Genomic DNA, 12892 nt, shown 5'->3' on the forward strand with positions numbered 1-12892 from the left:
TCCATGAAGCTTTCCTCGGCATCGCCGTCTGCCTGATCACTCACCGACACGTACAACGCCTTTGTTAGGGCCAGTTAGTGACCAGCGATTCCAAGAAGCGAGCCGCTGCCGGAGTCGGCATCCTGGCCTTGGCCGGGGCGGCATTCGGCATCGCCGCTCTGACCGGAACTAGCCCTGGCTACGTCCTCATGGCCGTAGGAGGCACGGCCATCGTGGCAGGACTCGGTATCTCACTCGCAAGCCGCCTGCGAAAGTAGCAGTCAGATCGTGCGGCTTTGCGGCCCGCGCCCGCACCTCAGCAGTTGGGGGCGGGCGCGGCGTCCTGCCGAAGGGCACTGGATGACCCACGCCCCTTGGCGCACCGGATGCCAGGCCAACACGGCCTCACCGACCCCGAGCACCTCACGCGGGCACTACGCCGCGGCCTTCGAGAAGTGCACTACCGCAGCGACATGAGCAGCCGGTGGCGAAGCCTCGTCACTACCCGCCGCGACCTGCGCCCTCGGCACTAGCTCAAGCCCTCGCCCGCGAGACCGAAGTGGCCTGACAACTGGGGACCTTCAAACGTACCAACCCATCCGCCCCAGAGAGTACGCGGGCAACGGCTCGCCCATCGCCGACTTGTCGTCCGACACGGATTCCTTCACGGCCTCATGGCGCCCCCACAACTCCTCTACCTCCTCCCCAAATTCGCTGGCCCAGGCGACTTCCTCACTCCAAGTGAGTAGTACCGCCCCATCGGAATAGCCCAGCTCAGCCCCGGCACAGCGCCCATGAAGATCACGAATGCGTCGCTGCAAGGAGCACCACTGCGCCCTCTCCTGCGCGGTGAACTCCGGAACGCCGTCTTCCTCCGCCGCCCTCAGCAGGTCGCTTGCATCGAGAATTTCGAATTCCGCATAGAGGATCCGGGCCCCGGCATGCAACGCTAGTTCCCAAAACCCCTCCCCCGCGAGCTGCTCGGACGTCAGCTTGCAGACAAGCGGTGAGCTCTCGTCGGCCATTGACGGCATCCTGGGGATAACGAGAGCCTTGCCATGCTGAACTGGCCAGCGCCGGCGCCACGGCGGCCGCATGAACCTGAGCGACCTGCACCGCCGGCTCCTGGCCGACGTCCCGGCCATCGGCGCGCCCTATCCCCTGGTCATCACCGGCGGCTACACCGTTCATCAACACTTTCGCTGTGGCCTGGCTGAGTGGCGGCCTTGTCACGCACACCACCCGAGGTAGGCGAACGATCCGCCATGGCAGAGGTAGGCCGCCAGCGCCGAAGGACCGAGGGCATGGATCCCGTACATGCGCCGACAGGCCACAGCTCCAAATGGCTGTTACAGGACTACGGAATCTCACACGCGTCGGCCTGGTGGCGTCGGAGGCGTGTCGGCGAAGGGCGGCCAGCTGCCAGGGCCTCCGGATTTGCCGGCGCGTTGAGCGCGGTGAGCTTGGTCAGTCCCAGTTCCATCGAATGCCGTAGATACCTGGGCTGGGGTCCATTACCACGTACTGGGCAATGTGTGACGTACCGAGCCGCAGCTCTGTCTCCTCGGCGAGGGGGGCGATCAGCTGTGGCCGGTAGAACCAGCCACAGCCGGCTGGCAAGACCTCGGGAGAGAAGATCACTTCGTGGGTGAGCTGTCGTCTGGGATTCCTCATGAACAGGCGGGACACGGTGCTGGCGTTCCCCTGCGGGTAGACGATCTCGAATTGGATCGTCGCGTACTCGCCGTGGCGCAGTTCGTGGTCGAGAAGCAGCTCGATGGCCTGGAATCCACTGCTGTTGTCGCGATGTGTGCGGCCCAGTCGGCAGTAAGCGGTGCTCGCGACTTCGGGGGGCTGGGGGATGTCGCGCTCTCGGGAGATGAGCACGATCCGGCGCAAGCCGTCCTCCTCGGCCCGCACGGTCACGTTCCTTCTCGTGCTTGCCGTGTGTCCGTTGGCGTCGACGACGGTGCGCTTGTGGGTGGCGACCGAGGTGAACGTGCTGAAGTCCTCGGGCGACGCTCCGATGCGGGAGAGGGTGTCCATCAATTCCGTCCAGGCATCCCAGAGCTGGTCGGCGGAGAGCATGCCGGGCGTGTGCTCGAGCCATCTGCCCCGCGGCCGGGGAGGACCGATCAGGGTTCGCAGGGATCCTCCAGGCAAACCGAGGACGTTCTCCAGCTCTGCCACGGCCCGCAGTGACTCGGGCCTCTCCGGCTGGTTGTGCCCACGCTGCCAGTAACTGAGCGCCGTGGTGCTGATGGCCAGCCCTCGCTGCCGCAAGCGGTGCTGAATACGGTCCAGAGTGAGACCGCGGCCGCGGATGGCCAGCTGCAATGCCTCGCTGAACGGGCCGTTGCGCAGCGCTTCAGCCAGCTTCGGGTCGGTCATCGGATGTGTTCTGGGATGTTCTCGGGTGTTCTCGGCTACGGGGATCACGAGGTTCTCCCGGACTGTCATGATCTCGGTCCGCATGGCCGCGGACGGGGCGGTACGCGGCGCAGTTCCGCCATGTTCGGGCGGGAGACCGGGGCTGCCGCGTGCTGTCGAGGCATCGGTGGAGTGGATGATGCTCTGCCGCCCGATCGTAGTCAACCGTCGGGCGCAGGCATATGTGGAGGTGGGGCGGCACATCGGGCCGCATGTTCCGCCAAAGGCAGGGCCTGGCCAGCCTCTCGGATGCCGTCGCGCGTATCCCAACTCACTGGATATTCCACCCGCGTCGGGCACTTGTAGACCGCGACGGCTCACGGCGAGGCTGTGCGCCACCTTCCGCGTCGCGGCACAAGCTCACACCCTTCGGAGGTTCCTCATGGCCCATGGACATCGCAGGCGAAGAATCGGTCGGGGCGCGATGCCTCCTGCACTGCTCGCCGCAGCCTTGCTCGTGGCGGCCGGTTCGACGCCGGGGCACGCCGGTCCCGCACCCGCACCGGAGCCGCCCGCCTTCGCCGTCGCGTCTGCGGCGGACGACGCAGCGGGGGGAGAGGAGGGCGGCGCAGCCCGGTACTCCGCCGGCCTCTACCTGGTGCGGCTTGCCGAGGCACCACTGGCCTCGTACGACGGCGGGACCACAGGACTCAAGGCGACCGCGCCGTCCAGGGGCGCGAAACTGGACCCCCGTTCCGCCGTGTCCCGGGCCTACCGGGCGCATCTGTCCAAGCAGCGAGCGGCTGTCCTGGCAACGGTCCCGGACATCAAGCCCTTGCATGTCTATGATGTGGCCTTCAACGGTTTCGCGGCAAAGCTGACCGCTCGTCAGGCCGCCCAACTCGCGGCGGCAAAAGGCGTGATCTCCTTGGAGCCGAACACTCTGCTCAAGGCGGACACGACGGCCACGCCCGGCTTCCTCGGGCTGAGCGGGCGGCGCGGCGTCTGGGAGAAGGAGTTCAAGGGGGACGAGCACGCGGGCGAGGGCGTGATCGTCGGTGTGATCGACTCAGGATACGTTCCGGAGAACAAGTCCTTCGCCCCGCTGCCCGAACCACGTCCCGACGCGGCACTGATCGCGAAGAAGTGGAAGGGCACCTGTGACCGAGGCGACGAGGCGCCGGTCACCTGCAACAACAAGGTGATAGGAGCCCGCTACTTCCACGCGGGAGCCAAGCCCATGGACGCCGAGTACCTCTCGCCCCGGGACTTCCTCGGTCATGGCACCCACACCGCCTCCACCGCCGCCGGCGACCACGGCGTGATCGCGACCGTAGACGGCAGGCCGATGGGCAAGGTGTCGGGGATGGCCCCGGCGGCCCGCCTCGCGGTGTACAAGACATGCTGGGTGGTCCGGCCGGGCGGCGGATGCTCCCGCGCCACCATCGACGCGGTGGCGGCAATCAACCAGGCTGTCGCGGACGGTGTGGACGTCATCAACTACTCCATATCCGGTTCCACGACCTCGGTGACGGACGCTGTGGAGACCGCCTTCTTTCACGCTGCCAAGGCCGGTGTCGTCGTGGTCACCTCAGCGGGCAACAACGGCGACTCCGCGAACCCCTCCGTCGCCCACAACGCGCCCTGGACCATGACCGTCGCGGCCTCGACCCACCCGCGTGCCTGGCGGGCTAGGCTCACCCTGGGCGACGGCAGGACCTACAGCGGAGCGGGCAGCGGCGAAGCAGTGCCCTCCGCGCCGCTGGTCGACTCCCATGACGCCGGACGTGCCGGTGCCGACCCGGTCGAGGTCGAGGGGTGTATTCCCGGCACACTCGATCCGGTGAAGGTCACGGGCAGGGTCGTGCTCTGTGAGCGGCTCACCGGATCCCGGGTTGAGAAGTCCCGTTCCGTCAAGGAAGCCGGGGGTGTCGGCATGGTGCTCCGCAATGCCGAGGCCAACAGCCTCAACGCCGACAACCACCTCGTGCCGACGATCCATATCTCCGACACCGACGGCGCCGAGGTAAAAACGTACGCGTCCGAGGCGGCGCCGACCGCGAGCCTGGGGGCGGGCGAGCAGTACACGCAGACCGCGCCCTCCATGGCCGCGTTCTCCTCGTACGGCCCCGCACCCGCGGGCGGCGGAGACCTCCTCAAGCCGGACATCACCGGACCCGGTGTCGACGTGCTGGCCGGCACGTCCCGCGACAGCCACTACGGCCGCGACTTCGACCTGTCGTCCGGAACTTCGATGTCGGCCCCGCACCTGGCGGGCATCGCCGCACTCCTGCGGGCCAAGCACCCTCGGTGGTCTCCCGCGGCGGTGAAGTCCGCGCTCATGACTACGGCCTCGCAAAAGGACAGCTCCGGAGCGCCGATCCAGCGCGGCGGCAAGGCTGCCACCCCGTTCGACCACGGCTCGGGGCACGTTGCTCCGGCGTCGGCGTTCGATCCTGGCCTGGTGTACGAAACCGATCCCGACGAGTGGCTGCAGTACGTGTGCGCCATCGGTCAGCAACCCCCCACCACCGACGGCTCCGACGGCTGCGCAGGGATAAAGGAGACCGATCCCAGCAATCTGAACCAACCATCCATCGCAGTCGGTGACTTGTCCGGCAACCAGACCGTAACCCGAACCGTCACCAATATGGGCAAGCGAGCGGTCTATCGGGCATCGGTTCAGGCCCCCAAGGGCTTTTCCGCCACCGTCAGCCCACGCTTCCTGGACCTGCGTCGCGGCGAGTCCGCTACCTACCGAGTGACCCTCACTCGTACCAACGCCCCTGCAGACACCTACGCCTTCGGCTCCCTGGTATGGGCCGGCGGCCACAACAGCGTGCGCAGTCCCATCGTGGTCAGGCGGACTTGAGCCAAAGCCCCCGCCAGCGGTCGGCACCGGAACGCCGGGTCACGCCGAAGGCCAGGTGCGGGTCTGCAAGACCGGCACGCTGAACTCCGTGGCGAACGGGATCGTCGCCGCCCGCCGGGCCTACGAGTTGAACAATGCCGACACCCGGCCGTTCGACAGTGACAGGCCGACGGCGGGCGCCCACACCGCCTCGTACCCCGTCACCATCCCGGCCGGCACGGAACGGTTCCGCTTCGCTACGTTCGCCGCCGACTGCACCGACTACACCCAGGCCCCTCTACCTCTACCGCAAGGATTCGGACGGGGCTCTCACGATCTCGGCGAGCGAAAGCCTTTCGGAGGGGTGTGTCCAGATCCGCTCCCCAAGGAGGGGCCTGCCTATGTTCCCAACGTCAACGTGGCTGGCGTGCCGGGCAGTTCGGCCGGGGCCCGTGTCGAAACGTTCGATCGACGGCTCGGCCGCGGGCAACGCCACCGCGACCCTGGCCTCGGTCGCCGTGAAAACCGGTCACACCGTCCGGGTCACACACTGGAGAATGCACGATGGACGCCTCCGACCGAACTGCCAGTAATCAACAGGAATTTCCCGCAAGCCCGCCGGCACCCACGGACGTCGTCGGCACGGGCCGCGCAGATGAAGTGTCTGACCCAAACGCGTTCGCGGGGGCACTGCGGGTAGCACTGGCCCGGCGCGGTCTGCCCCTGGACCGGGTACGCCACCACCTGGCGCGGCGTGGGATCAGCATCAGCACCGCGACTCTGAGTCACTGGCAGCGCGGCAGCAGGCACCCCGAGCACCCCCAGTCGCTGCTCGCGGTCGAGGCGCTGGAATCCCTTCTCGCCCTGCCGGCGGGCTCCCTGATGTCTCTCCTTCCGCCCAAACGCCCCCGCGGGCGGTCGAGCGCCCACCTTCAGGACCTGGCCGCCTCGCAGCGCGTGTACGGGATCGACTCGGCCCAGGAGAAGGCCTTGGGGACGGCGTTCGAGCACTTCAACGAGGACCTGGCCGTGCTGTCCAGCAGGGAGGTCGTGCACCTGGACGCCCGTGGCAGTGTCCGGCAGATCTGCGGGACCCAGGTGTTGCGAGCGGCGCGGGAGGGTGCGGACCACTACACCTTCCTGCACCGCGTCGACGGCAGCGCAGATTCCGTTGATGTGATCGTCCGGTGCGGGACGCTCGTCGCGGTTCGGTTCGACCGTGAGCTCAACTATGTGGTGGCTGACGTCACGTTCGGACGTCCTCTGCGGTCGAACGAAACGGTGATCGTCGACTACGACGTCCTGATCGGTGCCTGCCGCCGGCCGTCCACATTCCACGAGCGGTTCACCAGGACGCGCCTGCGGGAGTACCTCCTGCATGTCTACTTCCATCCCGATGCCGTCCCTGAGAGCTGCCAGACGTACTACCGCCCGGGGAGAGCACTGGAGCTGCGGCAATGCAGCGCCATCGTTCCGGATGCCTCGCACAGTGTGTTCATGCTGCCCGCACGGTGCCTGCCCGGCGTCCATGGAATCTGTTGGAAATGGCCGGGCGCGAACACCCGCCGAGAGGTTCGCACTTCGCGTTGACGCGCAGCAGAAAATCTGTCAAAACCCCACCACTCAATGGGCCTTGCCGAGTGGCCCCTGCAGGATCAGCCTATTTCTCGCTGGCCCGTGCGCAGAATCTCCGTCGATTGCGAGTGCATTCGGCGCACGCCCCACGGCCGAGAACCCAATGCCGTCCCCCGAGAGGATTTCGACGTGTGGAACGTATGGCATGCCAGAAAGACGTATGGAAAGGTCTTCGCCGGTGCGATGGCGCTCGTCGCTCTCGTCGGCGCCGCGGGTGCCGACGCCCTCGCGGCCGATGATCCGAGCGCGAGTAAAATGCAGCGAATTCGGGGCGCCGGTGCCCCCGGAGCGGTGAAAGGCGAGTACATCGTCGTACTCAAGCGTGACGGCTCCGGCGCAGCCGACCGGGCACAGCTCCGGAACACCGCGTCCGTAAGGGAGTTCGGCAACAACTTGTTGCGGAAGACACACGCCGGAACGGAGCCGGCCAGGAGCCAACACGCCTACGCCACAGCCCTCAAGGGCTTCACCGCCACCGCGACCGAGGCGCAAGCCCTGAGGCTGTCCGCAGACCCCGCCGTCGCATACGTGGAGCAGAACCGCGTCGCGCATCAGGACGAAACGCAGAAGGACCCCGTATGGGGGCTGGATCGGGTGGACCAGCGGAGCCTTCCGCTGAGCGGCAGCTACACCCACGACTCGACGGCATCCAATGTGACGGCGTACGTAATCGACTCAGGGATCCGGATCAGCCACGACGAGTTCGACGGGCGCGCCCGCTACGGCTGGGACTTCGCGGCCGGTGACCCGACCGCGGGTGACTGCAGGGGTCACGGCACACACGTGGCCGGGACGATCGGAGGACTGAAGTACGGGATCGCCAAGGGCGTCAAGCTCGTCTCGGTACGGGTGCTGAACTGCGAAGGCAGTGGAGAGACCGACGAAATACTCGACGGTTACGACTGGGTGGCGAAGCACGCCGTCAAACCCGCCGTGGCGAACATCAGCATCCGCCAGAGTGCCTCCGACGCCGTGGACGACGCGGTGGCGGGCATCGTCGCACAAGGCGTGATCGTCACGGCTTCGGCGGGCAACGACGACCGCGACGCCTGCCTCCAGTCGCCGGCCCGAGAGCCCCGGGCCATCACCGTGGGGGCCTCCGAGGCCACGGACACACGGCGCCACAATTCCAACTACGGTCGCTGTGTGGATCTGTTCGCTCCCGGTGGGAGCATCCTGTCGGCAGGGATCGACTCCGACTCGGACACCGCGACCAAGAGCGGAACCTCCATGGCGGCGCCCCATGCTGCGGGCGCCGCGGCGCTGTATCTCGCCGCGCACCCCTCGGCCTCGCCGTCGCAGGTCACCAGCGCCATGCTCGCCGCGTCAACCAACGGGGCACTGTCCGACATCGGACCGGGATCACCGAACAAGCTGCTCTACAGCCGCTTCTGACATCGCACGCGCGGCGTCCCGCCGACGTCGCGCGGTACGTCAACCGACGGCAGCCTGCCCCACAGACCGGCTTCCCACCCGTACCGTCACCGCCTCGGCCTATGAGTGCTGGGGTGGTGGCGGTGCTCATGAGTCCCCTGCCGCGGAGGGCCGTTGGGTGCGTTACTGCCCCGTGCGCGTTCTGGTAGAGCCGGGCAACTGCCCGGTATCGACGACGTGTTGGCGGCGCAAGATGTAGATCGTCTGATCGCTGATGCCGAGGAGCTGGGCGACGTCGGCGACCTTCCGGCCGGACTCAACGAGATCAGGACGTTGCGACGGAACTCGGGTGGATAGCTGCGGGGCATCATGGCCTCCGAAGGCTGCTGGATGGTCAATTGTCCAGCAACTCGACTCGATCAGGCCCGGGGCAGACCACCTCCACCGAAACCGGAGCGGTTCAGTCCGGGGCCTGCCCGGTTTCCGGAAGGGGCGGGGTGGGGACCCGCCGCAGCGCGACTCGCGCCCGCGACGCGGACCTGCCCCGACCACGTCAGCCCAGTTCGCCCGCGGCCGTCCGCTCCGCCAGCTTCACCAGCGTGCGGATCGCCGAACCCGTCCCGCCCATCGGTGTGTAGCCGAACGGTGCGCCCTTGTGGAACGCCGGGCCGGCGATGTCCAGGTGGGCCCAGGTGATGCCCTCGCCCACGAACTCCTGCAGGAACAGGCCAGCCACGAGCCCGCCGCCCATCCGCTCGCCCATGTTCGCGATGTCGGCGGTCGGCGAGTCCATGCCTTTACGCAGGTCGGCGGGGAGCGGCATTGGCCAGGACGCCTCGCCGACCTCCTCGGCGATCTCGTGGATCGAGGTACGAAAGGCGTCGTCGTTCGCCATGATGCCGAATGTACGGTTGCCCAGCGCCCGCACCATCGCGCCGGTGAGTGTCGCCACGTCGACGATCGCGTCCGGGTTTTCCTCCGACGCCTTCGTCAGCGCGTCGGCCAGTACCAGCCGGCCCTCGGCGTCGGTGTTGAGCACTTCGACCGTCTTGCCGCTGTACATCCGCAGCACGTCCCCTGGGCAGGTGGCCGTGCCGGATGGCATGTTCTCGGCGAGCGCCAGCCAGCCGGTCACGTTGACCTCGAGATCCAGACGCGCGGCCGCGACGACCGTGGCGAACACGGCGGCCGCACCGCTCATGTCGCACTTCATCGTCTGGTTGCGACTGGCCGGCTTCAGGGAGATGCCGCCTGAGTCGTACGTGATGCCCTTGCCTACCAGCGCCAGGTGCCTGGCGCCTTGGGAGTGGGTGTAGGAGAGCTTCACCAGACGTGGCGGGTTCTGCGAGCCCTGGCCGACGCCGAGGATGCCGCCGAAGCCGCCCTTGACCAGTGCCTTTTCGTCCAGCACCTGCACCTCGACGCCGTGCTCCTCGCCGACGGCGCTGGCCACGGTGGCGAAGGACTCGGGGGTGAGGTCGTTCGGCGGGGTATTGATCAGGTCGCGCGCGCAGTTGATCTCCTCGGTCAGCGCGACGGCGCGCTCCGCGGCGGCCTCGAACGCCTTGTCGCGGAGCTTGGCGCCCAGCAGGACTACTTCGGCGAGCGGTTTCTTCGCGTCCTTGCCGTTCTCCTGGTACGCGGTGAACGCGTACGCGCCGAGCAGTGCGCCCTCGGCGATCGCCTCCGCGTCCTCGACGGACTCTATGGGCAGCGCGAAGGCGGACTTCTTGGCACCGGTCAGCGCACGCGCGGCGGCACCGGCGGCGCGGCGCAGGGCCTCGGTGCCGTACGCCTCGTCGCTCTCGGGCGCTGCGCCGAGACCGACCGCGAGCACGACCGGGGCCTTGAAGGCGGAGGGCGCGAGCAGCTTGGTGATCTCGCCTTCGCCACCGGCGGCGCCGAGGGTCTTCAGAACGGAGGCGAGCCTGCCGCCGAATGCCTTGTCGACGGCCTCGGCGCCCGGGGCGACGACCGGGCCCTTGGCGCCCTTCGCCACGCCGACGACGAGGGCGTCGGCGCGCAGCGTCGCAGCACCTGCAGCGCTGAGAGTGAGAGCAGTCATGCTAGTGAAATCTCGCTTCCGTTGAGTTCTGAGGGTGCGGCGAGGCGGATCGGCACCTCACACGCAGGAGAGCCTGCGAGCGGGCGCCCTTGACCCTCACGGCGGTGGCGCTTCGATCACCCTGACCACGAATTTCAGCCGAGGGCCGCGAGGGCGTGGCGGGGTGCGGCGTACGGGCCAACGAGCGCGGCCGCGCAGGCCGTGACCAGCGCGGTCACGGCAAATCCGGTGCGTGCGTGCGGGGGCGGTTCCGGCGACCGCCGCGCCGAGGCCCTCGGAGCGACGGTCGAGGGTGAGGGCGAGGGCGAGGGCGAGCCGGGCGGCCACACGATGATCGCCTACCGGCTGCCTTTCGGCATCTACCCCGGGATTGTGCCCGAAGGCATCGTTCATGTCGTCGTCGCATTATCCGGTCCGACTTCAGAACTCTCTACTGCCGGCGCCGTGGGATGGAGGACCCAGTTCTCCTCGGCGAAGTGGCATGCCGATGCATGGGCCGCCGGGGAGTTGCCGCTTCGGAAGCGCTCCGGGACCACCAGCAGCGGGGCCTCGCTCGCGCACCGGTCCTGTGCCTTCCAGCAGCGGGTACGGAAGCGGCAGCCCGAGGGCGGGTTGGCCGGGGAGGGCACATCACCGGTCAGGATGATCCGCTCACGGCTCTCGCGCTCGGCCGGGTCGGGAACCGGCACCGCCGACAGCAGCGCCTGGGTGTAGGGATGGGTCGGGTGGTCGTAGATCTCGGTGTCGGAACCGATCTCCACCATCTTCCCCAGATACATCACCCCGACCCGGTCGGAGATGTGCCGCACGACCGACAGGTCATGCGCGATGAACATGTAGGACAGGTTGAACTCGTCCTGCAACTCCTCCATCAGGTTCACCACTTGGGCCTGAACCGACACGTCCAGCGCCGACACCGGCTCGTCACAGATGATGATCTCCGGATTCAGCGCGAGACCTCGCGCGATCCCGATGCGCTGACGCTGACCGCCAGAGAACTGGTGCGGATACCGGTTGACGTATTCCGGATTCAGTCCCACGACGTCCAGCAAATCCTGCACCTTCGCACGCCGTGACCCCTTCGGCGCCACCTCCGGGTGGATGTCGAACGGCTCACCGATGATGTCACCGACCGTCATCCGCGGATTCAGCGAGGTGTACGGATCCTGGAACACCATCTGGATGTTGCGGCGCACCGCCTTCAGCGCACGCCCCGACAACCGGGCGATGTCCCGCCCCTTGTACAGCACCTCGCCCGCACTGGCCCGCTCCAGGTTCATCAGCAGCCTGGCCATGGTGGACTTGCCGCATCCGGACTCGCCCACGATGCCCAGGGTCTCGCCCTGGTGCAGTTCGAAGGAGACTCCGTCGACAGCTTTGACCGCCTCGGTCTGCTTCTTGAACAGGATGCCTGAGGTCAGCGGGAAGTGCTTGACCAGGTTGCGCACTTCAAGGATCGGTTCACCGCGCCGCACCGGCCGAGCGATGGCCGCCTCGACGTGCCTCACTTCGTCCGTGTCGGAGAGGACGCCCGGGGGGCCGCCCTGGGAAAGCTCAGGCATCGAGAGTTTCCTTCCAGAAGTGGCAGGCGCTGTTCCGGCCCACGAGCTCCGCGCCGTCGGCGCCGGTGACGGGCGCCAGCGCGGGAACCTCACCGTGGCAGATTTCCTGTGCCTGCGGGCAGCGCGGGTTGAAGGCGCAACCGGCGGGGATTCGCAGGAGGTTCGGCGGCAGGCCCTTGATGGCGAACAGCTCCTGGCCCTTCTGGTCCAGCCGCGGAATCGACTCCAGCAGGCCCTTGGTGTATGGGTGGGCGGGCCGGGCGTAGATGTCGTGCACCGGCGCGGTCTCGACGATCCGGCCGGCGTACATCACCGCGATCTTGTCCGCGACGTCGGCTACCACGCCGAGGTCGTGGGTGATCAGGATCAGCCCCATGTTGTACTCGCTCTGGAGCTCCGCGAGCAGGTCCATCACCTGCGCCTGCACCGTCACATCAAGCGCGGTGGTCGGCTCGTCCGCGATGATCAGTTCCGGCTCCAGCGCCAGAGCCATCGCGATCATGATGCGCTGCCGCATGCCGCCGGAGAACTCGTGCGGATAGTCCCTCACCCGCTTGTCGGCCGCTGGGATGCGCACCCGGTCCATCAGCTCGACGGCTCTGGTCTCGGCTTCCTTCCTTGAAAGCCCCTGGTGCACCCGGAACATCTCACCGAGCTGATAGCCCACGCTCAGCACCGGGTTCAGAGAGGACAGCGCGTCCTGGAAGATCATGGCGATCCTCCGGCCGCGGATCCTCCGGCGCTCCTCATGGGACATGCGCAGCATGTCCTGGCCGCGGAAGAGGATTTCGCCCTGCGGAATCTTGCCTGGAGGCATGTCGAGGATGCCCATGATGGCCTGGGCGGTGACCGACTTGCCGGAACCGGACTCCCCCAGCACGGCCAGGGTCTCGCCGGCATCGACGCTGTAGGTGACGCCGTTGACGGCCTTGGCCACACCGTCGCGCGTGTGGAACTCCACGTGGAGGTTTCGGACTTCGAGGAGCGGAGCGCCCTCAAGGCCGTCCGCGCATGGTACGGAGACCTTGCGGGTTCTGTCGTTGGTGCTCATGTACG

The 12892-nt window shown here is 67.6% G+C and carries 8 protein-coding genes and 1 pseudogene; 4 read left to right on the top strand and 5 right to left on the bottom strand.

Translation table 11 applies throughout. From position 1 onward, the window contains the following. Nucleotides 1-560: 560 nt before the first annotated feature. Entirely contained in the window at nucleotides 561-1004 is a 444-nt protein-coding gene (locus tag AC5P1C_RS41235; protein ID WP_493871136.1) for a hypothetical protein, read from the bottom strand. A gap of 70 nt (nucleotides 1005-1074) precedes the next feature. Between AC5P1C_RS41235 and AC5P1C_RS41240 the strand changes: the two are divergent. Next, nucleotides 1075-1176 (top strand): annotated as a pseudogene (locus AC5P1C_RS41240) (nucleotidyl transferase AbiEii/AbiGii toxin family protein); the annotation flags it as partial. Nucleotides 1177-1446: 270 nt separating this feature from the next. Here AC5P1C_RS41240 and AC5P1C_RS41245 read toward each other — a convergent pair. Further along, nucleotides 1447-2370: a hypothetical protein gene (locus AC5P1C_RS41245; protein ID WP_493871137.1), complete on the bottom strand. Its 924-nt coding sequence runs from the start codon at nucleotides 2368-2370 to the stop codon at nucleotides 1447-1449. A gap of 463 nt (nucleotides 2371-2833) precedes the next feature. Between AC5P1C_RS41245 and AC5P1C_RS41250 the strand changes: the two genes are divergently transcribed. The 3 genes from AC5P1C_RS41250 to AC5P1C_RS41260 all read left to right on the top strand — a co-directional run bounded on the left by AC5P1C_RS41250 (nucleotide 2834) and on the right by AC5P1C_RS41260 (nucleotide 8230). After that, a complete protein-coding gene (locus AC5P1C_RS41250) occupies nucleotides 2834-5221 on the top strand; it encodes a S8 family serine peptidase (protein WP_493871138.1) in 2388 nt (795 codons plus the stop codon). 639 nt (nucleotides 5222-5860) lie between these two features. Beyond that, complete coding sequence (locus AC5P1C_RS41255) at nucleotides 5861-6790, top strand: hypothetical protein (RefSeq protein ID WP_493871139.1); 930 nt, start codon at nucleotides 5861-5863, stop codon at nucleotides 6788-6790. A 174-nt stretch (nucleotides 6791-6964) separates the two neighbouring features. Next, nucleotides 6965-8230 carry a S8 family peptidase gene (locus tag AC5P1C_RS41260; RefSeq protein ID WP_493871140.1) on the top strand — a complete coding sequence of 422 codons (1266 nt, stop codon included), beginning with the start codon at nucleotides 6965-6967 and terminating at the stop codon, nucleotides 8228-8230. Between the two features lie 532 nt (nucleotides 8231-8762). Here the strand turns inward: AC5P1C_RS41260 and AC5P1C_RS41265 are convergent. The 3 genes from AC5P1C_RS41265 to AC5P1C_RS41275 form a co-directional block, all read right to left on the bottom strand. Further along, on the bottom strand, nucleotides 8763-10274 hold the full coding sequence (locus AC5P1C_RS41265) for a leucyl aminopeptidase (RefSeq protein WP_493871141.1): 1512 nt from the start codon (nucleotides 10272-10274) through the stop codon (nucleotides 8763-8765). Between the two features lie 389 nt (nucleotides 10275-10663). Then, nucleotides 10664-11836: an ABC transporter ATP-binding protein gene (locus AC5P1C_RS41270; protein WP_493871142.1), complete on the bottom strand. Its 1173-nt coding sequence runs from the start codon at nucleotides 11834-11836 to the stop codon at nucleotides 10664-10666. Next, nucleotides 11829-12887 (bottom strand): ABC transporter ATP-binding protein, encoded by a 1059-nt coding sequence (locus AC5P1C_RS41275; RefSeq protein ID WP_493871143.1) that lies wholly within the window; start codon nucleotides 12885-12887, stop codon nucleotides 11829-11831. The genes AC5P1C_RS41270 and AC5P1C_RS41275 overlap by 8 nt, the downstream gene beginning before the upstream one ends. Nucleotides 12888-12892: the final 5 nt, after the last annotated feature.

The sequence above is a fragment of the Streptomyces sp. A18 genome, from assembly GCF_059026065.1.